The organism is Streptomyces sp. NPDC050388 (genome assembly GCF_040655635.1).
In the GTDB taxonomy this organism is placed as follows: domain Bacteria; phylum Actinomycetota; class Actinomycetes; order Streptomycetales; family Streptomycetaceae; genus Streptomyces.
This window is the reverse complement of the sequence record NZ_JBFAKH010000001.1, coordinates 17,002-42,501: the sequence shown is the minus strand read 5'-3', so window position 1 is coordinate 42,501 and position 25,500 is coordinate 17,002. Positions and strand designations below refer to the sequence as shown.

Here is a 25,500-nt window from a genome sequence, read left to right as displayed (position 1 = left end):
CCTCCGACGGGGCCCGAGCCGACCTACGAACCGACCTTGCGCTTGTTCCACACGTCGAAGCCGACCGCCGCCAGGAGCACCAGGCCCTTGATGACCTGCTGCCAGTCGGTGCCGATGCCGACGAGGTTCATACCGTTGTTCAGCACGCCCAGGACCAGACCGCCGATGACCGCGCCGAGCACGGTGCCGACACCGCCGCTCATCGACGCGCCGCCGATGAACGCGGCCGCGATCGCCTCGAGTTCGAAGTTGAGGCCGGCCTTGGGAGAGGCCACGCTGAAGCGGGCGGCGAAGACCAGACCCGCCAGGGCCGCGAGCATGCCCATGTTCAGGAAGACCAGGAACGTGACCCTCTTGTCCCGCACGCCGGACAGCTTGGCCGCCGGCAGGTTGCCGCCGATGGCGTAGATGTGGCGGCCGATGACGGCGTTGCGCATCACATAGCCGAAACCGACGAGGAGTGCGCCGAGGATCAGCAGCACGATCGGGGCGCCCTTGTAGCTGGCGAGCAGCAGCGTGAGGGTGAGGATGGCGGCGGTGAGCGCCACCAGCTTCAGCAGGAACAGCTTGGCGGGCAGGACGTCGAGGGCGAACTCCTGCTGGCGACGCCGGTCACGGACCTCCTGGAGCACCACGAGCGCGATCAGTCCGAGGCCGAGCAACAGGGTGAGGTTGTGGTAGTTCGTCTCCGGACCGACCTCGGGCAGGAAGCCGTTGGCGACCTTCTGCAGCCCGCGCGGGAACGGGCCCAGGGTCTGGCCCTCCAGGAAGATCTCGGTCAGGCCGCGGAAGGTGAGCATGCCCGCCAGGGTCACGATGAACGACGGTATGCCGCCGTACGCGATGAACCACCCCTGCACGGCGCCCGCGACGGCGCCCACGGCCAGGCACAGCACCACCGCCATCGGCCAGGGTATGTCGTTGCGCACCATGAACACCGCGGCCATCGACCCGATGAACGCCGTCAACGAGCCGACCGACAGGTCGATGTGGCCCGCGATGATGACCAGCATCATGCCGATCGCGAGGATCAGGATGTAGCTGTTCTGCACCACCAGGTTGGACACGTTGCGCGGCAGGATCAGGTCGCCGTCGGTCCACACCGCGAACAGCGCCACGATCAGGCCCAGGGCGAACAGCATGCCGTACTGGCGCATGTTGCGGCGCATGCCGTCCAGCACCATCCGGAGCAGGCCGTCACCGGTGCCCGCCCCGTTCCTGCCCGGCGGCGCGGCGGCCGGGGTCTTGTCGGTGACATCCGTGCTCATCGGGTTACCTCTTTGTCCTTCTTGTTCTGCCTGTCCTTCGTCATGCGACGCATCAGCGATTCCTGGGAGGCCTCGGCCCGCGAGAACTCCCCGGTCAGCCGCCCCGCGGCCATCGTGTAGATGCGGTCGCACATGCCGAGCAGTTCGGGCAGTTCGGAGGAGATGAAGACGACCGCCTTGCCCTGTGCGGCCAGTTGGTCGATGACCTTGTAGATCTCGTACTTGGCGCCGACGTCGATGCCGCGGGTCGGCTCGTCCAGGATCAGCACCTCGGGACCCGCGAAGATCCATTTGCTGAGGACGACCTTCTGCTGGTTGCCGCCGGACAGCTTGCCCACCGGCTCGAAGACGGTCGGCGTCTTGATGCTCATGGACGTGCGGAAACCCTCGGCGACCCGGCGTTCCTCGTGCTCGTCCACGACGCCCCGCCTGGCGACCTTGCCGAGGGCGCTGAGCGAGATGTTGCGGTTGACGGTGTCGATGAGGTTCAGGCCGTAGTGCTTGCGGTCCTCGGTGACGTACGCGATGCCGTGCCGTACCGCCTCGGGGACGGTCTTCGTACGGACCTCCCGGCCGTCCCGGAGGACCGTGCCGGTCGCGTGCCGGCCGTAGGTGCGGCCGAAGACGCTCATCGCCAGCTCGGTGCGGCCGGCGCCCATCAGACCGGCGATGCCGACGATCTCGCCGCGCCGGACCTCCAGGGACACGTCGTCGACGACCTTGCGCTGCTGGTCGATGGGGTGGTGCACGGTCCAGTTGCGGATCTCGAGCGCCGGGGCCGTGCCCTCCTCCGGGTGGTGCGGGGTCCGCTCGGGGAAGCGGTGCTCCAGGTCGCGGCCGACCATGCCGCTGATGATCCGGTCCTCGGTGGTCCCCGCCGCCTTCACGTCGAGCGTCTCGATGGTCCGCCCGTCCCGCAGGATCGTCACCGAGTCGGCGACCCGGCGGATCTCGTTCAGCTTGTGGGAGATGATGATCGAGGTGACGCCCTGTTCCTTCAACTGGAGGATCAGGTCGAGCAGTTTGCCGCTGTCCTCGTCGTTGAGCGCCGCGGTCGGCTCGTCGAGGATGAGCAGCTTCACCTTCTTCGACAGCGCCTTGGCGATCTCTACCAACTGCTGCTTGCCCACCCCGATGTCGGCGACCCGGGTCTCGGGGTGGTCGTCGAGCCCGACCCGGCGCAGCAGTTCGGCGGCGTGCCGCAGCGTCTCGTGCCAGTCGATGCGGCCGCGCCTGGCGTGCTCGTTGCCGAGGAAGATGTTCTCCGCGAGGGAGAGGTACGGCACCAGGGCCAGTTCCTGGTGGATGATGACGATGCCGTGCTGCTCGCTGGCCCTGATGTCCTTGAACCGGCAGACCCCCTCCTCGAAGAGGATCTCCCCTTCGTAGCTGCCGTGCGGGTGGACGCCGGAGAGGACCTTCATCAGGGTCGACTTGCCGGCGCCGTTCTCGCCGCAGATGGCGTGGACCTCGCCCCGCCGGACGGTCAGGGTGACGTCCGACAGCGCCTTGACGCCGGGAAAGGTCTTGACGATCGAGCGCATTTCCAGGACGGGTCCCGCCATGGTCGTGCCTTCCAGTCAGTGGTGGATCGGTCGGTGGCGGCGGTTACTTGAGGTCGCTCTCCTTGATGTATCCGGAGTCGACGACGACCTCCCGGTAGTTCTCCTTGTCCACGGCGACCGGCTCCAGCAGGTAGGCCGGCACGACCTTCGCCCCGTTGTCGTAGGTCTTGGTGTCGTTGACCTCGGGCTCCTTGTCGTCGAGCAGCGCGTCGACCATGTTCGTGGCGACCTTGGCCAGCTCACGGGTGTCCTTGTAGACGGTCATCGCCTGCTGGTCGGCGATGATCGACTTCACCGAGGCGACCTCGGCGTCCTGGCCGGTGACGATCGGCAGCGGCTTGCTCTTGGAGCCGTAGTCGTCCGACTTCAGGGCGGACAGGATGCCGATGGAGATGCCGTCGTACGGGGAGAGGACCGCGTCGACCCGCCCGCTCTTGTAGGACGAGGTGAGGATGTCGTCCATGCGCTTCTGGGCGGTGCCGCCGTCCCAGCGCAGGGTGGTGACCTGGTTGAGTTCGGTCTGGCCGGACCGGACGACGAGCTGCTTCTTGTCGATGTACGGCTTCAGGACGTTCATCGCGCCCTGGAAGAAGTAGCGGGTGTTGTTGTCGTCGTTGGATCCGGCGAACAGCTCGATGTTGAACGGCCCCTTCTCGCTGCCGTCCTTCAGGCCGAGCTTGTCCAGGATGTAGCTGCCCTGGAGTTCGCCCACCTTCTCGTTGTCGAACGAGGCGTAGTAGTCGACGTTCTCGGTGCCGAGGATCAGGCGGTCGTAGGAGATCACCGGGATGTCGGCGTCCTTGGCCTGCTGCAGCACGTTGTTCATCGACTTGTTGTCGATGGCCGCGACGATCAGCGCCTGCACGCCCTGCGTGATCAGGTTCTCGATCTGCGCGACCTGCTGGTCCGGGTCGTCCTCGCCGTAGACCAGCTTGGTCTTGTAGCCCTTGGACTTCAGGTCCTTCTCGACGTTGTTCCCGTCGGCGATCCAGCGCTCGGAGGACTTGGTCGGCATCGCGATGCCGATGGTCGCCCCCTCGGAACCTCCCTTGTCCTCGTCGCTGCCGCCCTCGCTGTTCCGGCCGCAGGCGGACAGGGTGAGGGCGAGCGAGGCGGCGGTGGCCACGGCGGCGAGGGCGGCTCTGCGGTTACGCATGATCATCATCCTTGAGGTGTGTGCCGGGGCGGTGACGTGCGGGCCGGTACAGAGGTGCGACGTCGCTTCCGGGGCGGGGTGTCTGACGAGAACCGAGAAAGAGGTGTGTGGGATTGTGCGCGACTGTGTCCACTTCTGTGAAGTCGAGTTTCCGGAACGTTATGACGAGGCGTCGAACCGGTGCAGATCGCCCGGAAGCCGCGAACCGAGGGGTGCCATGGCGCCGTCCGCACCGTGGCGGGCGAGCAGATCCAGGGCGAGCCGGCCGCGTCGCACCCGCTCCTTCGCGGTGGCCAGGGTGAGTTCCCGCATGTGGTGCCCGTACGGATAGATCCCGGGCGCCCTGGCCAGGCCGAACTTCAGGTACAGCGGCGCGCCGCGCCGGATCAGCTCCGCGACCTCGTACATCCGCACGTAGCCGCCGAGGTCGTCGGGGGCCTCGATGTACATGTCCATCGGAGTGGCCGAAACCCGTCGTATCTCGGTGAGGTGATCGAGCGTCAGGTCGCTCGGCACGTTGATCGAGTCGGCGCCGAGCCGCTCGTACACCGCGTACGAGGCCGGGTTCACCGGTCCGACGAGTGCCGAGACCTTCAGTGTGGTGTCGGCCGGGATGAGGCCGGCCGTCCGCGCCCGGTGCAGCGTCCACAGCACGCCCTCGTCGGCGACGAGCAGGCACTTCACGCCCGACTCCGTCGCCCGCACGGCGTCCTCGACGCACCCGGCGAGCGCGTCGTGGCCCCGGGCGCGCAGTCCGGCGCCGTGCGAGTCGGTACGGGTGGAGCCGCCGATGTCCCAGGTGCCGCGCGGGCCGGTGAACAGGCAGAGCTCGATGTCCCGTTCGGCCGTGGCGTCGACCATCTCGGTGAGTTCGGCGTCGGTCAGCATCCACACGCCGCTGCCCTGGCTGATCCGGTGGATCGGCACGTCCAGCCGGGAGGCCTCCTTCAGGACCACCGCCAGTGCCTCGGGCCCCTCGCAGGAGGGGACCTCGGTGCGCCAGCGGCCCCCGCCGGGGAAGGAGTGCGGCGAGGCGTCGGCGGGGTCGGGGGCGGGAGCGCCGAGGCCGAGCGCGGCGAGCGCCTGCTCACCGGGCCTGCGGGGCGCCTTGGCGGAAGCGTCGGTCACAGGGTGTCCTTTGGTTCGGTGGGTCGGACGAGGTTCGCGGCCCGGGGCGGGGGCGGGCGTCCGCGGCTACGAGGGAGGGGTGGATGAGGAGGGGAGAGAGGCGGAGGAGTGAAGGAGGGGGGGAGGAGCGGAGGGGCAGGCCGGGTGCGCGGCCCTCGGAGCACCCCTCGCCCGGCCCATCCCCGGGGGCGGTCGGACCTACGGACGCAGCAGGACCTTGCCCACCCGGGGATCGCCCGACCCCACCAGCTCGATGGCCCGGGAGAAGTCGGCCAGCGGCAGTTCGTGCGTGACCAGCGGCAGCGGATCGAGCAGCCCGGCGGCGAACACCCGCACCGTGTGCGCCCAGGCGTCCGGCGCCGCCCCGAAGACGGTGTGCACCTCCAACTGCCGTACCACCAGATCCGTCGGGTCCAGACCGTCCGCACCCGGTGCCGGGATGCCCGTCAGGACGAGCCGGCCGCCGCGCCGGAGCAGCGCGGCCGCCGTGCGGGCCGCGTCGGCGGACCCGGCGGTCTCGATCACGACGTCGAAGTCGTCCGGGAGTTCCCGGTCCTTCGTACGGAAGTCGGTGGCGCCGTACCGCCGGGACAGCGCCTCGCGGTCGCCCCGGCTGCCGACGACGAGCAGTTCGGCCGGGGAGTTCGCGCGCAGGAACTGCACCGCGAACATGCCGAGGGTGCCCGTACCGACCACGGCGACCCGCTCACCGGGCACGGCGTTCGCCTTGAGCGCGGCGGCGGCGATACAGGCCGCCGGCTCCAGCAGTGCCGCCGCGGTGAGGTCGGCGTCGTCCGGCAGGACGTGCAGCAGGCGGGCCGGGAGGGTCAGCGTGGCGGCCATCGCCCCCGGCCGGGTGAACCCGGTCTCCTCGTACCCCGCCGAGCACAGCGTCGTCTCACCGGCGTGACAGCGGTCGCACACCTGGCAGTTGCGGAAGCCCTCACCGACGACCTTGCGACCGGTGAGCGAGACCGGCACTCCCGCGCCCACCCTCAGCACGGTCCCGGACCACTCGTGGCCCGGGGTGAGCGGGTAACGCACGTACCCTTCGGGCCGGTTGCCCTGGTACACCTCGCGGTCACTGCCGCAGATGCCGGTCGCGTGCACGCCGACCAGCGCCTCGCCGGGGCCGGGGTCGCGCGGCTCGTGCGCGACGAGACGGTGCGCGCCGGGACCTTCGACGACGACGGCGAGCGAGCCGGCGGCCGTGGCGGGCCCACCCATGCGCGCGGTCACTTCGTGCCCTTGGGCCTGCGCTGCTCCCAGCCCTCGGCCCACAGGTCGAACCGAGCCTGCTGCTGCGGGAATTCGGCCGCCGCGTCGACGTCCAGCTCCACACCGAGCCCGGGGGCGTCGGAGAGGTGGAAGCAGCCGTCCTCCGGGTCCACCTGCGGGGCGCCCTTGACGACCTTCTTGATCTCCGCGTCCGCGAAGTCGTTGAAGTGTTCCAGGATCTTGAAGTTCGGTGAGGTGAAACCGACCTGGAGGGACGCGGCGGTCAGGACGGGACCGCCGACGTTGTGCGGCGCGACCAGCATGTAGTGCGTCTCGGCGGTCGCCGCGAGCTTGCGCGTCTCCCAGATGCCGCCGATGTGGCCGACGTCCGGCTGCAGGATGTCGACGGCTTGGCTCTCGAACAGCTCGCGGAACTCGATGCGGTCGTGGATGCGTTCACCCGTGGCGAGCGGGATGTCGACCTTGGCGGCGACCTTCTCCAGCGCCTTGAGGTTCTCCGGCGGGACCGGCTCCTCCAGCCAGGCCGGGTCGAACGGTGCGAGTTCCCTGGCCAGGCGGACGGTGGTGGCGGGGGAGAAGCGGCCGTGCATCTCCAGCATCAGCTCGGTCTCGGGGCCGATGGCGTCGCGGACCGCCTCGATGAGGGAGACCGCGTACAGGCTCTGCCGGTGGTCGAGTTCGAAGTGACCGGTGCCGAACGGGTCGATCTTCAGGGCTCGGTAGCCGCGCTCCACCACCGACTGCGCGGCCTTGTGGTAGGCCTCCGGGGTGCGCTCGGTGGTGTACCACCCGTTGGCGTACGCCTTGACCCTGTCGGTCACCTTCCCGCCGAGCAGCTGCCACACGGGCACGCCGAGGGCCTTGCCCTTGATGTCCCAGCAGGCCATCTCGACGACGGCGATGCCGGACATCACGATCTCGCCGGCGCGGCCGAAGTCGCCGTACTTCATGCGGCGGACCAGGTCCTCCACGGCGAAGGGGTCGCTGCCGAGGACGTGGTTGGCCTCCGCCTCCTTCAAGTAGCCCAGCAGGGCGTCGGTGTGCCCCAGCATCCGGGTCTCGCCGACCCCCGTGAGCCCCTCGTCGGTGTGCACCTGGACGTACGTCAGGTTGCGCCACGGCGTCCCGACCACGTGTGTGCTGATTCCGGTGATACGCACGGTGGTTGCCCCTCGCTGCGTTGTGGACCCTGTTCTCGCCAGTGTCGTCAGTATCGTCAGTGGTTGTTCGATATTTCGGCACCCGTTCGAAATGCTGGCGTGACAGTAAGGACGGGGCGGCGGGGGTGTCAATGGGTCGCGCGCACAACGGTTTCGGCAGTTTCGAAACCATTGGGCGGGAGTCCCTACCAAACCTTCACACCCTGCTCTATCGACCGGACGCGAGCGGAACCTAGTCTTCCCGCGTCATGGACTATTGCCACCCGTGCCGACGGCACCTCAACGGCGCCCTCGCCTGCCCGGGGTGCGGCACCCCTGTCGAGACCCTCCGTGCCCGCCCGGAGGCCTCCGTCACCCCGCAGGCGGCGCACGAGGAGGACGTACCGGAGCCGGAACCGGAACCGGCGTCGCACGCGGAGCCGGAACCCGCCGAAGGCGCGCGGCGGTCGGCCGCCGACGCCGACGACCCCGCGAGTCCGGAAGCGGACGACGAAGGGCCCGTGGCAGGGGCGAGTCGCCGGGACCGCAAGGCCGCGGCACACCGCAGGCGACGGCGCAGGTCGCTGCTGATCGCGGTGGGATTCCTCCTGGCCGCGGGCGCGTTGAGCCTCGCGGAGCTGGGGATGGACGCACCGGGAGCGAAGCCCGAGCCGGCGGCGGCCGGGGACGAGACGCCGGCCGGCGGATCGGCGGAGGCCGAGTCGGCGCCACCGCCCAGCGGCGCCCCGGGCGCGGGCGCGTCCGTGAACTCCCCGTCCCCCAGCGCCTCCGGCTCACCGGCGGCGTCGGAGTCGCCGACGGACGGGGAGTCGGCGGAGGCGGAGGAAGAAGAGGAGACGGAGGCGGGGGCAGAGGGGGAGGAGGAACCCGAGGAGGCCGCCCGGCCGCCGGCGCCCGAGGGCACGTCACCGGCCGACCCGACCACGGCGCCGCCGCAGCAGTCCCCGCCGCAGCCGGACGTCCCGGAGCCAGCCCCGACCACCACGGAGCCCGAACCGGAACCGGAGCCCGAACCCTCGAAGACGTGCGACCGCTTCCTGTGGTGGTGCACCTGACGGCCCCGGCCCGGACCCGGACCGGGGGCCGGGGGAGCCGTCGACCAGGCCCCGGGGCCTGGTCGGCGGACCGTGCCGCAGGCGCGCGGGCCGACACGCCCTCCCCCAAGCTCTTCGAGCAGGGGCCCCAGCGGCGTTGTCGTCACTCGCCGACTTCCCGAGCTCTCGACGAGCTCGAGCAGGGGAGGCCCCCATCGCGTCGCCGCCCTCCTCTGCCGTGCGGCTGCACGCCCCCCCACCCTCGACTTCGCCTGAGAAGGAGGGACCCCCACGAGCGGGAGGGGCCCCATGTGCGGCAGGGGCCCCATGAACGGCAGGGGCCCTATCGCCCCCGCTCACCCGCGCCGATGAGGCGCCGTCGCTTTCTGATCCACCGGACAGGCCCTACGCCTCGTGTGTGCCGGTGTCCCGGTCGGCTTCGAGCATCGTCCGCAGCGTGTCCCGCAGGGCCAGGCGTTCCTGTTCCGTGAGGGCGGCCAGGGGCTCGCGGGCGAAGCGCAGTGACTCCCGCATGCTGCGGGCCACCCTGCGCCCCTCCGCCGTCGCCGCCGCCAGCTTCACACGGCGGTCGGCCGGGTCCGGGCGGCGCTCCGCCAGTCCGCGCGACTCCAGACGGTCGACGATGCCGGTGACGTTCGACGGCTCGCACTTCAGGCGGTGGGCGAGCTTCCGCATCGGCAGGGGCTCCAGGGAGAGCAGGCTCAGCAACCGGGCCTGCGCGCCGGTGAGCGCGTGGCCGGCCGCCGCCTCCTCGTACTCCTCGTGGTAGCGGGCCACGATCGAGCCGATGAGTTCGACGACCTCCAGGGTCAGGGCGTCGGGGCGGCTGGGGGAACTGGATGCGGTGGCCATGCCACCAGGGTACTCATATGCTTGACAGCCTGAAATATTCAACGGCATGGTTGTTTCAGGTCCTGAAATACCTCGAGGAAGGCCCACCCCATGTCCGACACCCCCGCACTCCCCGCAACCGGCCGCGAGTGGCAGCTGCTCAGTCGGCCCGTCGGATGGCCGAAGCCCGAGGACTTCGCCCTGGTCGAGGCCGAGGTCCCGGCACCCGGTGCGGGCCGGGTGCTGGTGCGGAACAAGTACCTCTCCGTCGACCCGTACATGAGGGGAAGGATGTCGGCCGCCAAGTCCTATGTGGCGCCGTACGAGCTGGGCAAGGTCATGCAGGGCGGTGCCGTCGGCGAGGTCGTCGCCTCGGAGGCCGAGGGGATCGCCGTCGGCGACCACGTCCTGCACTTCTTCGGCTGGCGCGAGTACGCCGTCGTGGCCGCGGAGAACGCCGTCAAGGTGGACCCCGACGCCGCGCCGCTGTCGGCGTACCTGGGCGTGCTGGGGATGACCGGGCTCACCGCCTACGCGGGCCTGCTGCGCACCGCGGCCTTCAAGGAGGGCGACTGCGTCTTCGTGTCCGGAGCCGCGGGCGCCGTCGGCAGCCAGGTCGGGCAGATCGCGAAGCTCAAGGGCGCCTCCCGGGTCGTCGGCTCCGCCGGATCCGACGAGAAGGTCAAGCTCCTCGTCGAGGAGTACGGCTTCGACGCCGCCTTCAACTACAAGAACGGCCCCGTGAGCGAGCAGCTGTGCGCCGCCGCCCCGGACGGGATCGACGTCTACTTCGACAACGTGGGCGGCGACCACCTGGAGGCGGCGATCGGGTCGCTCAACCGGGGCGGCCGGATCGCGATCTGCGGAGCGATCTCCGTCTACAACAACACCGAGCCCGCGCCCGGCCCGAGGAACCTCGCCCGCCTCATCCAGACCCGCGGCCGCATCGAGGGCTTCCTGGTCAACGACCACCACGACCTCCAGCCGCAGTTCGTCCAGGAGGTCGGGGCCTGGGTGCGCTCCGGCGAGCTCAAGTACCGGGAGACCGTCGTCGAGGGCATCGAGAACAACCTCGAGGCGTTCCTCGGGGTGCTGCGCGGCGACAACACCGGGAAGATGATCGTCAAGCTCTGACGGCGACCGGCCCACGACGCGCCGCCGCGGGGCCCCTATAGTGCCCTCATGCGTGATCTTGGGGCGGGATTCCGATATCTCCTGAAGGGCCAGCGCTGGGTGGCCCGGCACGGCAAGCAGTACGGCTTCGGCCTGGTGCCGGGACTGATCACACTGGTGCTGTACGCGGCGGCGCTGGTCGCGCTGGCCCTGTGGGGAGCCGATGCCGTCGGCTGGGCGACACCGTTCGCCGACGACTGGTCCAGCCCCTGGCTCGGCCTGTTCCGCGGGTTCCTCACCGCCGTCCTGTTCGCGCTCGGACTGCTGCTGTCCGTCATCACCTTCACCGCGGTGACGCTGCTCATCGGCCAGCCCTTCTACGAGAGCCTCTCCGAGAAGGTCGACCGGGACGTCTCGCCCGACGGCACCGCCCCCGAGTCCGGGCTGACGCTGGGGCGGGAGCTGTGGATATCCGGCCGGGACAGCCTCCGTATCGTCGTACGCGCCCTTGTCTGGGCGGTGCTGCTCTTCGCCCTCGGGTTCATCCCCTTCCTCGGGCAGACCGTCGTACCGGTGATCGGCTTCATGGTCACCGGGTTCTTCCTCACCGAGGAGCTGACCGCGGTGGCCCTCCAGCGACGCGAGGTCGAACTGCGGGAGCGGCTCGCCCTGCTGAGGGCCCGCAAGACCCTGGTCTGGGGCTTCGGAACGCCGCTCGGGCTGGCCTTCCTCGTCCCGTTCGTCGCGGTGTTCCTGATGCCGGGTGCGGTCGCCGGCGCCACCCTCATGGCACGGGACCTGCTCGGCGAGGAGACCGCCGAGGACGGCGCCGACGAGCCCGTGGCGCCGACGCACTGAGACCGACGCCCACCGAGGCCGTCGACGAACCGCACCGGTGTGCTGTCAGGATCCGGCGCGAAGTGGCCACATGGTGTCCCTTTGTGAAGGGCTCGTACGAATTCCAGACCGAGTGCTCGATCACGGACCGCGGGGTCATCGCGGCGATTAACGTCTGATGCGGGGTATCACCCGTCGGCCGGGGGTAGTCCTCGTACGAGCAGCCCCGGTCCGGGACCCTGACCCCGGACCGGGGCTCACGCACGCCGCCCCGGATCCGGACCTACCGCACGGAGAAGCCGTACACCGTCTCCGAGCGGAACACCTCGCCCGGCCGCAGGACCGTGCTCGGGAAGTCGGGCCGGTTCGGGGAGTCGGGGAAGTGCTGGGTCTCCAGTGCGACGCCGGCCCCGGGGGCGAAGGGCTCCCCGATGAGGTCGGCGGTGTAGAGCTGCATCCCGGGCTCGGTGGTCGCCACCGTCAGTACCCGCCCGGACGCCGGGGCGTACAGCTCGGCGACCTCCACCGGCGTCGGCGTCGCCCCCTTGTCGAGCACGAGGTTGTGGTCGTACCCGGTGCCCGTCCTGCGCCCCCCGCGGAAGTCGAAGCGGGTGCCGGTGACGTCCCGGAGGCCGCCGGTCGGGATCAGGTCCGCGTCGACCGGGGTGAACCGGGAGGCGGCGCACCGCAGTTCGTGTCCGGCCGCGCTGCCGGCACCGGCGCCGGCACCGGTCAGGTTCCAGTACGAGTGGTTCGTCGGGTTGAGGACCGTCGGCGCGTCCGTCACCGCCTCGTACACGATCCCCAGCGCGCCCCGCTCGTCCAGCGCGTACGTCACCGACATCTCCAGGCGGCCCGGGAAGCCCTCCTCGCCGTCCGGGGAGACCCGGCTGAGGCGCAGTCCGTGCGGTACGGGCGTCACGTCCCACACCCGCTTGTCGAAGCCCCGCTCACCGCCGTGCAGCGAGTTCGGCCCGTTGTTCCGGGCGAGCGTGTGGACGCGCCCGTCCAGCGGGAAGCGGGCACCCGCGATCCGGTTGGCGTAGCGCCCGATCAGGGCGCCCAGGTAGGGCTCCGGACGGGCGACATAGCCGTCCAGGTCGGAGAAGCCCAGCACCACGTTCCCGGGCCGCCCCTCCCGGTCCGGTACCTCCACGGCCTGCACGATCCCGCCGTACGACAGCATCCGCACCCGCGTGCCGGCCCGTTCCAGGGTCCAGCGGTGCACCGGGGTGCCGTCGGAAAGTGTGCCGAAGAGTGCGCTCATGTGCGAACGATAGGTCACGGCTGCTTCGCCGTGACCGTGCGGTAGGCGATCTCCGCCAGTCTGGCCTGACCGTCGATGCTCGGGTGGAACCAGTCCCAGCGGCTCAACTGCGCGGTGCCGAACTCGTACTCGTACACCGCGCCGCCGTCGAAGCGGCACCGGAGGTCCTCGGCGCAGACCTCCTCCAGCACCTTGTTGTAGTCCTCCACCCGGCTCCGCACCGTCTCGCGCCGCTCCGTCGCCGCCGCGTCCAGCGCATCCGGGTCGGCCAGCATCGACGGGCAGATGCCGAGCTTCCACACCTGCTTGCCCAGCTCGTCGGTCCGGCCCTGCGACCACAGCCGCTTGAGGTCCGGCACACTCGCCACATACACCTGGGCCTTGGGCAGCGCCTTGCGCAGGGTGTGCATCGCGTCCTCGAAGTCCGCGCGGAAGTCGGCCACCGGCGTCATCGCCGACGTCGTGGCCCGGCAGGCGTCGTTGGCCCCGGCCATCACCGCCACCAGCTGCGGCTCGCGCCGCACCGCCCGGGCCATCTGACCGGGCAGATCCGCCATCCGCGCCCCGGTGACCGCGTAGTTCCAGCTCCGCTCGGCCGCCCCGGCCGGCCCCAGCAGCCGCACCGCGAGACTGTCGACCTGCTCACTGCTGCCCGTGGCCCACGACACTTCGGGACAGTCCGTCAGCACCGCGCACGCGTCGAAGCCGCGGGTGATGGAATCGCCCACGGCGGCCACGGAGGTGGGGCTGGTGTCCCACAGGGGTGCCGGCGACGGGGGCGGCGCCGCCTTCTCCGCCGGGCCGGCGGACGGAGCGGAGGCGTCACCGCCGACGGCGTCGCAGCCGGCGACACCCAGCACGCCCCCCAACGCGGCGGCCGCCACGGCGAGCACGGCCCGTGAGCGGCCGCCCCGCCTGCGCCGTGCCCGCCGTGTCCCCTGCTCCATCCCGCCGCCTCCCCGCGCATCCTGGTCACCGTCCCCCATGCATAACAACGCACGGGAGTTCCCGCCCGCTCGGACGGACCGGCCGCACCACCCGGGGCCTACGGCCATCCGGGGCAGAGCACCCGGGAAACTGTCGTCCTGCCGGGTGAATGACGGAAGTTTCCGGGTACCAGGACGGACGGTACGTCACACTCCTTCCCCCGCCACACGGTAGCCTCGCCATCAACGTGGCTCGCCCGGCCACCCGCTGATCGGCCCGTTCCGTCCTGTCCCGCTCTGTCCGGAGGTTCCGGTGACGACACGTGGAGTCCTGTACGTGCACTCCGCGCCGCGTGCGCTGTGCCCACACGTCGAGTGGGCCGTCGCGGGGGTGCTCGGCGTGCGCGTCAGCCTGGACTGGACCCGCCAGCCCGCCGCGCCGGGCACCTGGCGCTCGGAGTTCTCCTGGAAGGGCCAGGCCGGCACCGCCTCCAAACTCGCCTCCGCGCTGCGCGGCTGGCAGCTGCTGCGCTTCGAGGTCACCTCGGAGCCCTGCCCCACCGCCGAGGGCGAGCGCTACAGCTGCACCCCCGACCTCGGCATCTTCCACGCCGTCACCGGGATGCACGGCGACATCATGATCCCCGAGGACCGGCTGCGCGCCGCCCTGGTCCGCTGCCGGCAGGGCGAGACCGACCTGGAGGCGGAGATCGCCAAGCTCCTCGGCAAGCCCTGGGACGACGAACTGGAACCCTTCCGCTACGCGGGCGAGGGCGCCCCGGTCCGCTGGCTTCACCAGGTGGTCTGACCGCTCGCCGAGACCGGCCCCCTCACACACGCCGAAGGGCCCCACCTCGAAAGGTGGGGCCCTTCGGCGTACGCCTCGGCGTACCGGCGCCGGTCAGACCGACCGGAACGCCAGCACCACGTTGTGCCCGCCGAACCCGAACGAATCGTTCAGCGCGGCGATACGACCCTCGGCGGGCAGCTTGCGCGCCTCGCCCCGGACGATGTCCGCGGCCGCCTCGGCCTCCGGGTCGATGGTGTCGACGTTGATGGTCGGCGGAGCCACCCGGTGGTACAGCGCGAGCACCGCCGCCACCGACTCCACGCCGCCGGCGCCACCGAGCAGGTGCCCGGTCATCGACTTGGTCGCGGAGACCGCCATGTGGTCGACGTCGTCGCCGAAGACCTTGCGCAGCGCCTTCAGCTCGGCGACGTCACCGGCCGGGGTCGAGGTGGCGTGCGCGTTGACGTGCACGATCTCGGCCGGGTCCAGGTCGGTGTTGTCCAGCAGGTTCTGCAGGGCGTGCGAGATGCCGCGGCCCTCCGGCTCCGGCTGCACGATGTCGTGGCCGTCGGCCGAGATGCCCTGGCCGACCGCCTCCGCGTAGACGCGGGCGCCGCGCGCGGCGGCGTGCTCGGCGGACTCCAGGACGACGACGCCCGCGCCCTCGCCGAGGACGAAACCGTCCCGGGCGACGTCGTAGGGACGCGAGGCGCCCTCGGGGTCGTCGTTGTTCTTGGACATCGCCATCATGTTGCCGAACGCGGCGATGGGCAGCGGGTGGATCGCCGCCTCGGTGCCCCCCGCGACGACGACGTCGGCGCGGCCGGAGCGGATCATCTCGATGGCGTAGCCGATGGCCTCCGCGCCCGAGGCGCACGCCGAGACGGGGGTGTGCACGCCCGCCTGGGCGCCCACGAGCAGGCCCACGTTGGCCGACGGGCCGTTCGGCATCAGCATGGGGACGGTGTGCGGGGAGACGCGGCGGACGCCCTTCTCCTTCAGCACGTCGTACTGGTCCAGCAGGGTCGTCACGCCGCCGATGCCGGAGGCGATGACCGTGCCGAGCCGCTCCGGGGCGACGTTCGGGTCCTCACCCGCCTTGCCTTCGAAACCGGCGTCGGCCCACGCCTCCTTGGCCGCCACCAGCGCGAACTGCGCCGAGCGGTCCAGACGGCGGGCCTGCGGACGGGGAATGGTCTCGGTGGGTTCCACGGCCACGGGGGCCGCGATGCGGACCGCCTGGTCGGCGGCCCAGTCCTGGTCCAGGGCCTCGACCCCGGAACGGCCGGCGATCAGGCCCTCCCAGGTAGAGGCCGCGTCGCCACCCAGCGGTGTGGTTGCGCCGATACCGGTGACGACCACGGTGCGATTGGTCGAGCTCATCGGAATTCTTTCTCCAACGGATACGAGGATTCGTACGGCGCCACCGCCGGGTGGCGGGGCCGGTGCCCCCGGCCCCCGGGCCTCCCCTCGGGATCAGGAAGGCCCGGCAGTGCTCAGGCCTGGTGCTTGAGGATGTACTCGGTCGCGTCGCCGACGGTCTTGAGGTTCTTGACGTCGTCGTCCGGGATCTTGACGTCGAAGCGCTCTTCGGCGGCGACGACGACCTCGACCATGGACAGCGAGTCGACGTCCAGGTCGTCGGTGAAGGACTTGTCCAGCTGGACGTCCTCAACCGGGATGCCGGCGATCTCGTTCACGATCTCCGCAAGACCGGCGACGATCTCTTCCTGAGTGGCGGCCATGATGGCGCTCCTTCGCTGTGATTCCAGAGGGTGTGGCGCCCGCCGCGTCAACGGCGGGTACTGCGGTTCCCGTGCCGGATCCGATGATCCGGCACGGAGTGCCTAGGGGAGGGTAACGACTGTGGCGGCGTAGACGAGACCCGCCCCGAAGCCGATGACGAGCGCGGTGTCGCCGCTCTTCGCCTCGCCGGTCGCCAGAAGCCGCTCCATCGCGAGCGGAATCGAGGCGGCCGAGGTGTTGCCGGTGGTGCGGATGTCACGGGCGACCGTGACGTGCTCCGGCAGTTTCAGGGTCTTCACCATCGAGTCGATGATCCGCACATTGGCCTGGTGCGGGATGAAGACGTCCAGGTCGTCCGGCGAAAGCCCGGCGGCTTCCAGCGCCTCCTTGGCGACCTTCGCCATCTCGAACACGGCCCAGCGGAACACCGCCTGGCCTTCCTGCGTGATCGCGGGGAACTTCTCGACCTCGCCGTCGCGGTAGTCCGTCCACGGCACGGTCTGCTTGATGACCTCGGACTTGTCGCCCTCCGAGCCCCAGACCGTCGGGCCGATCGCGGGCTCCTGGGACGGGCCGACGACGACCGCGCCCGCGCCGTCACCGAACAGGAAGGCGGTGGCCCGGTCCTCCAGATCGGTCAGGTCGCTCAGCCGCTCCACGCCGATGACCAGAACGTACTCGGCCGAGCCCTCCACGACCATGCCCTTGGCCAGCGTCAGGCCGTAACCGAAGCCCGCGCAGCCCGCCGAGACGTCGAAGGCGGCGGCCTTGTCCGTGCCCAGCCGGTCGGCGATCTCGGTGGCGATGGCCGGGGTCTGACTGAAGTGCGACACGGTCGCCACGACCACGGCGCCGATCTGCGAGGCGTCGATCCCGGCGTCCGCGATCGCCTTGCCGGACGCCTCGACCGACATCGCCGCGACCGTCTCCTCCGGCGACGCCCAGTGCCGCGTCTCGATGCCGGAACGCGAGCGGATCCACTCGTCGGACGAGTCGATCGTCTCGAGGATCACCTCGTTCGGCACGACCCGGGTGGGCCGGTAGCCGCCCACACCCAGGATGCGCGCGTACGGGGCGCCCTTACTGGGCTTGATCTTCGCCATGCGTAATCTGCTCCTAAGGGCGTCAGGCGTGCTCTGCGACGAGCTCGCGGGCGGCGTCGAGGTCTGCGGGGGTCTTCAGCGCCAGCGTCTTGACGCCGGGCAGAGAACGCTTGGCGAGACCGGTCAGGGTCCCCCCGGGGCACATCTCGATCAGCGCGGTCACCCCGAGCTCCTTGAACGTCTCCATGCACAGGTCCCAGCGGACCGGGTTCGCGATCTGGCCGACCAGGCGCTGAAGCACCTCGGCGCCGGTCGCGACCGGCGCGCCGTCCTTGTTCGACACGTAGGTGACCTTCGGGTCGCCCGGGGCGAGGCCCTCGGCGGCCTTGGTCAGCGTGTCGACCGCGGGGCCCATGTGGTGCGTGTGGAAGGCACCGGCGACCTTGAGCGGGACGACCCGGCGCACGCCCTCGGGCTTGTCCGCCTCCAGCGCGGCCAGCTGCTCCTTGGTGCCGGCCGCCACGATCTGGCCCGCGCCGTTGATGTTCGCCGGGGTCAGCCCCAGCTTCTCCAGGTGCGCCACGGTGACGTCCGGGTCGCCGCCGAGCAGCGCCGCCATACCGGTCTCGGTGATCGTGGCGGCGTCGGCCATGGCCAGACCCCGCTTGCGGACCAGGCTCAGTGCGGCGGAGTCGTCGAGGACGCCCGCGAACGCGGCGGCGGTGATCTCACCGACACTGTGGCCGGCCACCGCGCCGGGCGCGATGTCCGCCGTCTCGCCGAGCGCCGAGGCGGACAGCAGCCCGGCCGCGACCAGCAGCGGCTGGGCGACGGCCGTGTCACGGATGGCGTCCGCGTCGGCCTCGGTGCCGTAGTGGGCGAGGTCGAGTCCGATGGCCTCGGACCAGGCGGCGACGCGGTCCGCGGCGCCGGGCAGGTCGAGCCATTCGGTCAGGAATCCGGGCGTCTGAGCGCCCTGGCCGGGAGCGACGAGTACGAGCACTCTCACACTCTCTCTTGACGACGGCCGAAGCCGCCCGTGGGGACAAGGACGAAGAACGCGAGGGGGTTTTGTGGGACCCCGACAAGAGACTAGAGCTGAGGATCACCGTCGACCAGACGCCCCAGGATCAGCGCGATCCTCAGCGTGAAGGCAGAGCGTACATCGGAGGGTGACCAACCGGTGACGTCCGTCACACGTCGGAGCCGGTAACGAACCGTATTCGGGTGAACGAACAGCATCCGAGCGGCCCCCTCCAGACTGCTCGCCTGCTCCAGATAGACGCTGAGCGTCTCCAGTAGCGCGGCCCCGGTCTCCTCCAGCGGTCTGTAGATCTCCTCCACCAACTGTTCGCGGGCCGCGGGATCACCGGCGATCGCCCGCTCCGGCAGCAGATCGTCGGCCAGCACCGGGCGCGGCGCGTCCTGCCAGGCCGTACACGCCTTGAGGCCCGCCGCGGCGGCCTGCGCGGACCGGGTCGCCGTCAGCAGGTCCGGCACCACCGGCCCCGCGACCACCGGCCCCTGCGCGTACGGGCCGATCAGCGACTTGGCCACGCCCAGCGGGTTGTCGCTGCCGCCCGCGATCACCACCAGCCGGTCCCCGAGCACCCCCGTCAGCACCTGCAGCTTGGCGTGCCGGGCGGCACGCCGGATCGCCTCCACGGTCAGCTCGGAGTCACCGTCGGGCGCGGTGCCCAGTACCACGCACACATGCTCCGGCGAGTTCCACCCGAGGGCGGCGGCCCGCGACACGGCACCCTCGTCGGCCTCGCCGCTGAGCACCGCGTTCACCACCAGCGACTCCAGCCGCGCGTCCCAGGCGCCCCGTGCCTCGGCGGCCTGCGCGTACACCTGGGCGGTGGCGAAGGCGATCTCCCGCGCGTACACGAGGAGCGCCTCGCGCAGCACCGCCTCGTCGCCCGGCGCCGCCACCTCGTCGATGGCGCTCTCCATGACCTCGATGGTGGTGCGCACCATCTCCACGGTCTGCCGCAGCGTGATGGCCCGGGTCAGCTCGCGCGGCGCGGTGCCGAAGACGTCGGTGGAGATGGCCTGCGGGGCGTCGGGGCGCCGGAACCACTCGGTGAAGGCGGCGATGCCCGCCTGCGCGACCAGCCCGATCCAGGAACGGTTCTCCGGGGGCATGGCCCGGTACCAGGGCAGTGTCTCGCCCATCCGCGTGATCGCCTGCGCCGCCAGGCTGCCGGACGATTGCTCCAGCCTCCTCAGCGTCGCGGCATGCGCGTGGAGGGGGTGTGCTACGGCATCGTGGGTACTGGTCTCGGGTTCGGGCACGTGGACAAGACTGCCTTATCCGGACGGGTGAACGGGCCGCCGGGTCCGGGAGGCGGGTTTACCGTGGACCGGTGATGCACGTACGGCGCGCGCACGAGCGCTATCAGGGCGGCGATCCGGCGGCCGGGATCGAGACCCGGCACGCCTTCTCCTTCGGCCCCCACTACGACCCCGACCACCTCCGCTTCGGCCAGGTCATCGCCTGCAACGAGGAGCACCTGGCCCCCGGCGCCGGCTTCGACGAGCATCCGCACAGCCACACCGAGATCGTCACCTGGGTCGTGTCCGGCGAGCTGACCCACCGCGACTCCACCGGCCGCGAGAGCGTGGTCCGCCCCGGCGACCTGCAACGCCTGAGCGCCGCCTCCGGCGTCCGCCACGTGGAACGCAACGCCGGCCCCGAGCCCCTGACCTTCCTCCAGATGTGGCTGACCCCGCTGGAGCCCGGCGGCGACCCCTTCTACGAGATCGTCCACGGCCTCGCCGACTCCACCCCGTACGCCCTCCCGGAGGCGGGCGCCACGCTCCATGTGCGCCGCCTCGCGGCAGGCGGGCGAACCGCGATCCCGGACGCCGCATACGTGTACGCCCACGTCGTACGCGGCGAGGTGACCCTGAACGGCGAACACCTCACCCCGGGCGACGCGGCCCGCATCACGGATGCCAAGGGGCTCGCGGCTGTCGCGGAGACCACATCGGAGCTCCTGCTGTGGGAGATGCGCCCGACGTGACCACCCCGACGCCCACCGAAGCGCAGAGAAAGTCACACACCCTTCGGGGATGAGCAGAGTTGGTTACACCCAGGCGTAACCAACTCTGCAGAACCGCGTGATCATCTCCGTACGGATCCGACCGAACAGCTTGCCGTGCTCTCAGACGCAGAGCCTCGTGCCCTGGAGTCCCGGCTCGGGCAGGATGTCGACCGGCTTGGAACCGATCTGGCCTCCAGAGGGCACCTCGGCCTCCGAGGTGCTGGGCCTGCCGGTGTGGTGTGGCTGAAAAGCGTGAGCAGTCGGCGGACAACCGTCACTTGAGCGCTCAAATGAGCGGGGTGCAGACAGTTGAGGTCGAAGTGCTCACGCTTTTCGAGTTGCTCCATGCAGTCGGCGGGGGCCCGCTGATGGGGAGTGACGAATGCTGCGCGTCAGTTCGAACTCTCCTGCCATCTGGTGATCCGAAACTTGAAGAGTTCCATCCGAGGCTGCAGCGAACGTGCGGGCCGCCGAGGCGGCCTGCGAGCAGGTTGCCCGTGTGGCTCACGATGGGGGTGCACCACTTGGCGCTCCAGGTGCGGCCGGTGTCCTGGTCGGAGCGGATGCCGACCTGGTCGGCGGCTTGGGCGGCGACGAGAGTGGAACCGCCTCGCACGGTAACGACCTTGGGGAAAATTGAGGTCGGGTCGTGTTGGACTGGCGGTTCGGCTGGTGGGTGATTCGGCAGGCCGTCGCGCGAACGGGCACGAGTTCGGTACTCGTGAGGCGACGGGTCGTGTGTCGGGCCGCGCGGTCGGAGGCCAGGCCGGCGATGGCGAGGTGGGTCTGCTCGTAGTCCTCGCGGCGTCCGGTGCAGCGCTGAAGCGGACGCCGCTGCTTGTACTCGGCACGTGCAGGGCCGCCGCGCGGGCCGCCGTCCAGGGCGGGGCGAGTTCTTCGAGCAACTCCCCGAAATGTGCGCGGGAGACCCCGGACAGCGCAGGATGGGTACAAGCCGTACGGTCCCAGGTCAGTTTCGCAACTCGCCCAGCCTGTAAAGCCCTTTGCATGTCACGGCCGACTCACTCCCGTCCTTCCCTCCAAGGTCGTTAGGGTCGGGCCCATGGCTTCCATGGATGTCTCCCTGCGTCCCGTGCACCCCAGCGATCTGCCTGTGTTCTTCCGGCACATGAGCGACCCCGAGTCGAACCGGATGGCCGCCTTCACCGCCGAGGACCCGACGGACCGGGCCCACTTCGACGCGCATTGGAAGCTCATCCTCGCCTCGCCCGACGTCGTCACCCGCACCGTGCTCGCGGACGGCGATGTGGTCGGGCACGTGGCCCTGTACGGCGAGCCGGGCGAGCGGGAGGTCACATATTTCATCGATCGCTACTACTGGGGGCGGGGCATCGCGACCGCGGCACTGCGGGGGCTGCTCGCCGAGGTCTCCGAACGCCCACTGCTCGCCCGGGCGGCGGCGGACAACACCGGATCGGTGCGGGTCCTGGAGAAGTGCGGCTTCAAGGTCGTCGGCGAGGACCGGGGCTTCGCGAACGCGCGGAAAGCGGAGATCGACGAGCTGGTGCTGCGGTTGGACGGATAATTTTCCCCACCCCCGTAAACGTGTTGGCCGAATTGACGATATAGCCAAGTTGATAGTTGGTATGGGATGAATCAGGTCGACATGATTGAACTCGCGGGGCGTGTCTCTTCCGAGATGCACGTGGGGAGTCTTTTTTTCTCCGGGATCATGTTCTCTGTGGGACTCGTTATCGCCTGCAACATCGCGCAGATGGCGGATCGGGTGTTCCTGTTCCTGGCGGGCGTGCTCCCCGGCCCTGTGGAGAGGGCTACTCCGGGGTCGCTCCGGTTCGCCGCCGGCAGCGTAACACTCCTGTCTCTGATCGGTTTGGTGGTCGAGATTCGTATGGGTCTCACCTGACGCGGGGCACAGGACGGCCCATCGATAAGAAGGAGTTCCTCAACCGCTTTTGGAACGTGCGGGTCGAAAAGGGTTCCTGGGCGGGTGATCTTCCGGTGGTGCGGGCATGAAGGCAAGGCTTCTCGGTGGCTCGGAGATGCGAATCAAACCGAGCAGCACCAGGAGGCCCTTTTGCCCTTTGGAAAGTTCGGTGCTGGCAACGCAGCGCGTCGCGTGATTCTTGCCGCGGTGGCGTTCCGGCCGCGGGATCGTCCTCGGCACCTCGCGCATGGCGGGGTGCCCAGTGCTCGTTCAGCCGAGGCGCGCTCCGTCGGGCCCGCAGGTGAACGCCTCGTCTGCCTCGCCCATGAGGTGGCGGAGGTAGTTCCGGTCCTCCGCCACCATGGGACTGACCTTCCGCAAGCCGTGCAGGGGCCAGAACGCCCGGTTCCCGATCCACGGCACCACGGTGGGCTCCTCGTCGAGCCAGCCCCTCAGGTCGGCCGTGCCGGCAGGATCGGGCAGCCCTTGGCGCGGCTTCTTCTCCGGGCCCGGGGAGTGCACCGCCAGCACGGCCTCGGGTCGGGCGTCCGGCCCGGCGTGAGCGGGGAACAGCACCAGCACCGGCCGCCCGTCCCAGGGATCGTGGACCAGGACGTACGGTCTCAGCACGGGAACGGGGGCCCTGGCCGCCCGGACGAGCCTGCGGACGTCCGCCAGGCCGTGGGACGCGGCACGCCTTGTGTCCACGACCGCCATGACACCGGAGGCTGTTCCCGCTCCAGGATGCGCTGGCGTTCGACCCGAGCGGACACCAGACCCTCCAAGTCCTCCGGCGCACCTGTGGCGAGCACCGCCCGTGCGTACTCCTCCGTCTGCAGCAGCCCGTACACCACTTGCGCCTGGTACGTGGAGATGTACGCCGCCTTCGCCTCCATCTCCGCGTACGGCTGGAACCATGTGGGAAGTTGGCTGCGGAGCACCAGGCCGATCAGGCGGGAGAACAAGCCGTCGGTGCCGAGGGCGGCGTCGACGCGTTCGGAGAAGTCGCGGGTGGGGATCTTCTTCGTGGTCTCGATCTGGCAGATCAACGAGCCCGTGCAGAAGATGATCTCGCCGAGTTGGCCCTGTTTGAGGCCGTGGGCCTCGCGCTGGCGGCGTAGTTCCCAGCCGTAGTAGTCGAGCGGGGACGCGGTGGGGTCGAGCGTCTGGATGTTGGCCACGGTGGTGCCTCCGGCCTGAAACGCCTCTCGGTGTTGATTTCGGTACGTAGTCGCGCGTATGCATTACGTCGCGATCTGGTGGGGTGGATCAGACAACTGGTCCGCGTGCGGCGGACGTCGAGACGCACTACCGGGCCGAGCTCGCGTTGGGTGAGCACTCGGTCCGGCATCTGCGCCGCATCCTGCGGCTCTACCTCAAGGGTTCGGGACTGCTGGAGGTGGCCGACGCGGCCGAACTCGCGGTGTCGGAACTCCTCACCAACGTCATCCGGCACGTACCCGGCCGCCGTTGCGGCATCTGCTTCCTGCTGCAGCCCGGCGGCGTGCGGGTGGAGGTCTCCGACAGGTGTCCGCGACTGCCCGTTCCGGAAGCGGGGGAGGCGCTTGCCGAGGGTGGGCGCGGGCTGCTGCTCGTCGAGGCGGTGACCGACCGGGGGGGGCGTGACGCCGCATCCCACCGGCGGCGGCAAGACCGTGTGGTTCGAGTGCGGTCGCAGCCCCGCACCCCGGTCGGCGCCGCGCCCGTGAAGGGATGTGGCGGTGATGCAGAAGACCCCGCAGCGAGATCTTCCAGTCGGGGGTGCCGGCCCGGGAGCGGTAATCCTGCTTCGGTGAGAGGTGCACGGCGTGGGTTCCGGCGTCGGCGGTCGGGCGCTTGGTGGGCGCATAACTCAAAGAAAACTTTAGTTCTGTGCGCAGCCGTGCATGAAACTCAAGTATATTTTGAGTTTCATGCGCAACCAAGGATGGCGATGTGTCCGAAGACCGTGTGGGCAGGCGCGCTGCCCTCTGGCGGACCGCGGCTGGTCAGCGCGGCTATTTCACCACCGCGCAGGCAGTGGACGCCGGGTATTCCCACCAGGCTCAGCACTACCACGCTCAGCACGGCAACTGGCTGGTGGTCGACCGGGCTCTCTACCGTTTGCGGGAATTCTCCGACCTGCCGAGTGAGGGTGACGAACAACTGGTGCGCTGGTCGCTGTGGAGCAAGGGGAGGGCTGTGGTTTCCCATGCCACCGCCCTCGCGGCCCACGACCTCGGCACGGCGAACCCGTCCCGTGTCCACCTCACCGTGCCGCGTGGCTTCCGGCAGAAGTCGGACGCGGTGATTCTGCACCGCGCCGAACTCACGCAGTCGGACGTGGAGGACCGGATGGGGTACCGGATGACGACACCGCTGCGCGCCATCGCCGAGTGCGCGGCAGCGGGTGAGGACCAGGATGTCCTGGACGGGGCGGTGAGTGAGGTGCTGGAACGAGGGATGGTGTCCCGCCGAAGGCTGCTCCATGCCGCCCAACTGCTGGGCCCGCGAGCGGAACTGGGAGTGGAGCGGGCGCTGGAGGCGATGTCGTGACCGGCCGCTACCGGGACGCCGCCGACTTGCGTCGCGCCCTGGAAACCCGGCTGAGACAGGAAGCCGACAGGTCCGGAACCGATCTGGCCCGCAGACGGCGCCTCGTCGTCTTCGACCGCATGGCAGCGCGCCTCGCGGAGGACCGGGCAAGTGGCTGGATTCTCAAAGGCGGCGCGGCCATGGAGTTCCGGCTCACCGGACGCGCTCGTACGACGAAGGACCTGGATCTGGCGCTGAGGCCTGAGGACGGCTCCGATGCGGACGGGAGCGAGGTGCGCGAGCTGCTGATCGACGCTCTGGCGGCTGATCTGGACCGGGATGGGTTCCGCTTCCGGGTCGGTCCGCCCGTGTCACTGACGGCGGACACGGCCGGGCGGGGCGGCTGGCGGTTCTCTGCTGAGTCCCATCTCGCGGGCAAGGTGTTCGCGGGCGTCAGGGTGGACATCGTGGACCGGGGCGAGGAGATCGCCCGGACGGAATTCCTTCCGCTGCCCAACACGCTTCAGTTCGCCGGGACCCCGCAGCGTGCGATCGAGACCGTTGACCGCCGACAGCACTTCGCGGAAAAGCTGCATGCTTTCACCCGCGACTACGGCGACCGTCCCAACACGCGGGTCAAGGATCTGGTGGACCTCGTACTGCTGGCAGAGGACGGCTTGCCGGGCGACGCGACTCTCGTGCAGGTCGTACGGCACGTCTTCGCCGTACGCGCCACGCACGAGGTTCCGGACGAGCTCGCGGACCCACCGCCCCGATGGCGGGACAGCTACCCCGAGCTGGCCCGGGAGCTGGCCACCGAAGCCCCGCCGACGCTCGACGCCGCACTCGGACTGGTACGGGGGTTGTGGGCAGCGGCCCTCGCCGACAAGTGACTTGTTCCTTCCC

Annotated in this window: 24 protein-coding genes and 2 pseudogenes; 10 read left to right on the top strand and 16 right to left on the bottom strand. The window is 70.2% G+C overall.

Annotated elements, in window-relative coordinates; genetic code table 11:
• Positions 1-23: 23 nt before the first annotated feature.
• From mmsB to AB0I73_RS00175, 6 genes are all read right to left on the bottom strand, one after another.
• Positions 24-1,268, bottom strand: coding sequence for a multiple monosaccharide ABC transporter permease (gene mmsB / locus AB0I73_RS00200; RefSeq protein ID WP_363032179.1), 1,245 nt, complete (start codon positions 1,266-1,268; stop codon positions 24-26).
• Complete coding sequence (mmsA, locus tag AB0I73_RS00195) at positions 1,265-2,833, bottom strand: multiple monosaccharide ABC transporter ATP-binding protein (protein WP_363032177.1); 1,569 nt, start codon at positions 2,831-2,833, stop codon at positions 1,265-1,267. Before mmsA ends, mmsB begins: the two co-directional genes overlap by 4 nt.
• Positions 2,834-2,876: 43 nt before the next feature.
• Entirely contained in the window at positions 2,877-3,989 is a 1,113-nt protein-coding gene (gene chvE, locus AB0I73_RS00190; RefSeq protein WP_363032175.1) for a multiple monosaccharide ABC transporter substrate-binding protein, read from the bottom strand.
• Between the two features lie 159 nt (positions 3,990-4,148).
• Entirely contained in the window at positions 4,149-5,117 is a 969-nt protein-coding gene (locus tag AB0I73_RS00185; RefSeq protein WP_363032173.1) for a hypothetical protein, read from the bottom strand.
• Positions 5,118-5,315: 198 nt separating this feature from the next.
• On the bottom strand, positions 5,316-6,344 hold the full coding sequence (locus AB0I73_RS00180; protein WP_363032569.1) for an alcohol dehydrogenase catalytic domain-containing protein: 1,029 nt from the start codon (positions 6,342-6,344) through the stop codon (positions 5,316-5,318).
• A gap of 8 nt (positions 6,345-6,352) precedes the next feature.
• A complete protein-coding gene (locus AB0I73_RS00175) occupies positions 6,353-7,516 on the bottom strand; it encodes a mandelate racemase/muconate lactonizing enzyme family protein (protein WP_363032171.1) in 1,164 nt (387 codons plus the stop codon).
• Between the two features lie 248 nt (positions 7,517-7,764).
• Here AB0I73_RS00175 and AB0I73_RS00170 point away from each other — a divergent pair, with 248 nt between their 5' ends.
• Positions 7,765-8,571, top strand: coding sequence for a hypothetical protein (locus tag AB0I73_RS00170; RefSeq protein ID WP_363032169.1), 807 nt, complete (start codon positions 7,765-7,767; stop codon positions 8,569-8,571).
• A gap of 384 nt (positions 8,572-8,955) precedes the next feature.
• Here the strand turns inward: AB0I73_RS00170 and AB0I73_RS00165 are convergent, their stop codons facing one another.
• A complete protein-coding gene (locus AB0I73_RS00165; RefSeq protein ID WP_363032167.1) occupies positions 8,956-9,423 on the bottom strand; it encodes a MarR family transcriptional regulator in 468 nt (155 codons plus the stop codon).
• 90 nt (positions 9,424-9,513) lie between these two features.
• Here AB0I73_RS00165 and AB0I73_RS00160 point away from each other — a divergent pair, with 90 nt between their 5' ends.
• Both AB0I73_RS00160 and AB0I73_RS00155 read left to right on the top strand, forming a co-directional pair.
• Positions 9,514-10,536: an NADP-dependent oxidoreductase gene (locus AB0I73_RS00160; protein WP_363032165.1), complete on the top strand. Its 1,023-nt coding sequence runs from the start codon at positions 9,514-9,516 to the stop codon at positions 10,534-10,536.
• 48 nt (positions 10,537-10,584) lie between these two features.
• A complete protein-coding gene (locus tag AB0I73_RS00155) occupies positions 10,585-11,373 on the top strand; it encodes an EI24 domain-containing protein (RefSeq protein ID WP_363032163.1) in 789 nt (262 codons plus the stop codon).
• A 262-nt stretch (positions 11,374-11,635) separates the two neighbouring features.
• Here the strand turns inward: AB0I73_RS00155 and AB0I73_RS00150 are convergent, their stop codons facing one another.
• Both AB0I73_RS00150 and AB0I73_RS00145 read right to left on the bottom strand, forming a co-directional pair.
• Positions 11,636-12,619 (bottom strand): aldose epimerase family protein, encoded by a 984-nt coding sequence (locus tag AB0I73_RS00150; RefSeq protein ID WP_363032161.1) that lies wholly within the window; start codon positions 12,617-12,619, stop codon positions 11,636-11,638.
• Positions 12,620-12,633: 14 nt separating this feature from the next.
• A complete protein-coding gene (locus AB0I73_RS00145) occupies positions 12,634-13,566 on the bottom strand; it encodes an SGNH/GDSL hydrolase family protein (protein ID WP_363032159.1) in 933 nt (310 codons plus the stop codon).
• Between the two features lie 292 nt (positions 13,567-13,858).
• On the opposite strand from AB0I73_RS00145, the gene AB0I73_RS00140 reads away from it, so the two are divergent.
• Positions 13,859-14,353 (top strand): DUF3145 domain-containing protein, encoded by a 495-nt coding sequence (locus AB0I73_RS00140; protein ID WP_363032157.1) that lies wholly within the window; start codon positions 13,859-13,861, stop codon positions 14,351-14,353.
• Between the two features lie 93 nt (positions 14,354-14,446).
• Here the strand turns inward: AB0I73_RS00140 and AB0I73_RS00135 are convergent, their stop codons facing one another.
• From AB0I73_RS00135 to fasR, 5 genes are all read right to left on the bottom strand, one after another.
• Positions 14,447-15,718 carry a beta-ketoacyl-[acyl-carrier-protein] synthase family protein gene (locus AB0I73_RS00135; protein ID WP_363032155.1) on the bottom strand — a complete coding sequence of 424 codons (1,272 nt, stop codon included), beginning with the start codon at positions 15,716-15,718 and terminating at the stop codon, positions 14,447-14,449.
• A 113-nt stretch (positions 15,719-15,831) separates the two neighbouring features.
• Entirely contained in the window at positions 15,832-16,080 is a 249-nt protein-coding gene (locus tag AB0I73_RS00130) for an acyl carrier protein (RefSeq protein WP_004988657.1), read from the bottom strand.
• A 102-nt stretch (positions 16,081-16,182) separates the two neighbouring features.
• Positions 16,183-17,184, bottom strand: coding sequence for a ketoacyl-ACP synthase III (locus tag AB0I73_RS00125; RefSeq protein ID WP_363032152.1), 1,002 nt, complete (start codon positions 17,182-17,184; stop codon positions 16,183-16,185).
• Between the two features lie 22 nt (positions 17,185-17,206).
• Positions 17,207-18,127, bottom strand: a complete 921-nt coding sequence (locus AB0I73_RS00120; protein WP_363032150.1) for an ACP S-malonyltransferase — start codon at positions 18,125-18,127, stop codon at positions 17,207-17,209.
• An 89-nt stretch (positions 18,128-18,216) separates the two neighbouring features.
• Positions 18,217-19,422, bottom strand: coding sequence for a fatty acid biosynthesis transcriptional regulator FasR (gene fasR, locus AB0I73_RS00115; protein WP_363032148.1), 1,206 nt, complete (start codon positions 19,420-19,422; stop codon positions 18,217-18,219).
• 74 nt (positions 19,423-19,496) lie between these two features.
• On the opposite strand from fasR, the gene AB0I73_RS00110 reads away from it, so the two are divergent.
• The 3 genes from AB0I73_RS00110 to AB0I73_RS00100 all read left to right on the top strand — a co-directional run bounded on the left by AB0I73_RS00110 (position 19,497) and on the right by AB0I73_RS00100 (position 22,059).
• A complete protein-coding gene (locus tag AB0I73_RS00110; RefSeq protein ID WP_363032567.1) occupies positions 19,497-20,153 on the top strand; it encodes a pirin family protein in 657 nt (218 codons plus the stop codon).
• Positions 20,154-21,246: 1,093 nt separating this feature from the next.
• Positions 21,247-21,720: a GNAT family N-acetyltransferase gene (locus tag AB0I73_RS00105; RefSeq protein ID WP_363032565.1), complete on the top strand. Its 474-nt coding sequence runs from the start codon at positions 21,247-21,249 to the stop codon at positions 21,718-21,720.
• A gap of 66 nt (positions 21,721-21,786) precedes the next feature.
• Positions 21,787-22,059, top strand: coding sequence for a hypothetical protein (locus AB0I73_RS00100; protein ID WP_363032146.1), 273 nt, complete (start codon positions 21,787-21,789; stop codon positions 22,057-22,059).
• Between the two features lie 291 nt (positions 22,060-22,350).
• Here AB0I73_RS00100 and AB0I73_RS00095 read toward each other — a convergent pair whose 3' ends face one another.
• Both AB0I73_RS00095 and AB0I73_RS00090 read right to left on the bottom strand, forming a co-directional pair.
• A complete protein-coding gene (locus AB0I73_RS00095) occupies positions 22,351-22,710 on the bottom strand; it encodes a hypothetical protein (RefSeq protein ID WP_363032144.1) in 360 nt (119 codons plus the stop codon).
• An 83-nt stretch (positions 22,711-22,793) separates the two neighbouring features.
• A pseudogene (locus tag AB0I73_RS00090) lies at positions 22,794-23,261 on the bottom strand (Scr1 family TA system antitoxin-like transcriptional regulator); the annotation flags it as partial.
• 83 nt (positions 23,262-23,344) lie between these two features.
• Between AB0I73_RS00090 and AB0I73_RS00085 the strand changes: the two are divergent.
• The 3 genes and pseudogenes from AB0I73_RS00085 to AB0I73_RS00075 form a co-directional block, all read left to right on the top strand.
• Positions 23,345-23,635, top strand: a pseudogene (locus tag AB0I73_RS00085) (ATP-binding protein); the annotation flags it as partial.
• Positions 23,636-24,015: 380 nt separating this feature from the next.
• A complete protein-coding gene (locus AB0I73_RS00080; RefSeq protein ID WP_363032142.1) occupies positions 24,016-24,615 on the top strand; it encodes a hypothetical protein in 600 nt (199 codons plus the stop codon).
• Positions 24,612-25,487 carry a nucleotidyl transferase AbiEii/AbiGii toxin family protein gene (locus AB0I73_RS00075; RefSeq protein ID WP_363032140.1) on the top strand — a complete coding sequence of 292 codons (876 nt, stop codon included), beginning with the start codon at positions 24,612-24,614 and terminating at the stop codon, positions 25,485-25,487. The genes AB0I73_RS00080 and AB0I73_RS00075 overlap by 4 nt, the downstream gene beginning before the upstream one ends.
• Positions 25,488-25,500: the final 13 nt, after the last annotated feature.

Coding starts and splice junctions, on each gene's coding strand:
- mmsB (WP_363032179.1), bottom strand. CDS start 1,268: ATGAGCACGGATGTCACCGACAAGACCCCGGCCGCCGCGCCGCCGGGC.
- mmsA (WP_363032177.1), bottom strand. CDS start 2,833: ATGGCGGGACCCGTCCTGGAAATGCGCTCGATCGTCAAGACCTTTCCC.
- chvE (WP_363032175.1), bottom strand. CDS start 3,989: ATGCGTAACCGCAGAGCCGCCCTCGCCGCCGTGGCCACCGCCGCCTCG.
- AB0I73_RS00180 (WP_363032569.1), bottom strand. CDS start 6,344: ATGGGTGGGCCCGCCACGGCCGCCGGCTCGCTCGCCGTCGTCGTCGAA.
- AB0I73_RS00170 (WP_363032169.1), top strand. CDS start 7,765: ATGGACTATTGCCACCCGTGCCGACGGCACCTCAACGGCGCCCTCGCC.
- AB0I73_RS00165 (WP_363032167.1), bottom strand. CDS start 9,423: ATGGCCACCGCATCCAGTTCCCCCAGCCGCCCCGACGCCCTGACCCTG.
- AB0I73_RS00160 (WP_363032165.1), top strand. CDS start 9,514: ATGTCCGACACCCCCGCACTCCCCGCAACCGGCCGCGAGTGGCAGCTG.
- AB0I73_RS00155 (WP_363032163.1), top strand. CDS start 10,585: ATGCGTGATCTTGGGGCGGGATTCCGATATCTCCTGAAGGGCCAGCGC.
- AB0I73_RS00150 (WP_363032161.1), bottom strand. CDS start 12,619: ATGAGCGCACTCTTCGGCACACTTTCCGACGGCACCCCGGTGCACCGC.
- AB0I73_RS00145 (WP_363032159.1), bottom strand. CDS start 13,566: ATGGAGCAGGGGACACGGCGGGCACGGCGCAGGCGGGGCGGCCGCTCA.
- AB0I73_RS00135 (WP_363032155.1), bottom strand. CDS start 15,718: ATGAGCTCGACCAATCGCACCGTGGTCGTCACCGGTATCGGCGCAACC.
- AB0I73_RS00130 (WP_004988657.1), bottom strand. CDS start 16,080: ATGGCCGCCACTCAGGAAGAGATCGTCGCCGGTCTTGCGGAGATCGTG.
- AB0I73_RS00125 (WP_363032152.1), bottom strand. CDS start 17,184: ATGGCGAAGATCAAGCCCAGTAAGGGCGCCCCGTACGCGCGCATCCTG.
- AB0I73_RS00110 (WP_363032567.1), top strand. CDS start 19,497: ATGCACGTACGGCGCGCGCACGAGCGCTATCAGGGCGGCGATCCGGCG.
- AB0I73_RS00105 (WP_363032565.1), top strand. CDS start 21,247: ATGGATGTCTCCCTGCGTCCCGTGCACCCCAGCGATCTGCCTGTGTTC.
- AB0I73_RS00100 (WP_363032146.1), top strand. CDS start 21,787: ATGAATCAGGTCGACATGATTGAACTCGCGGGGCGTGTCTCTTCCGAG.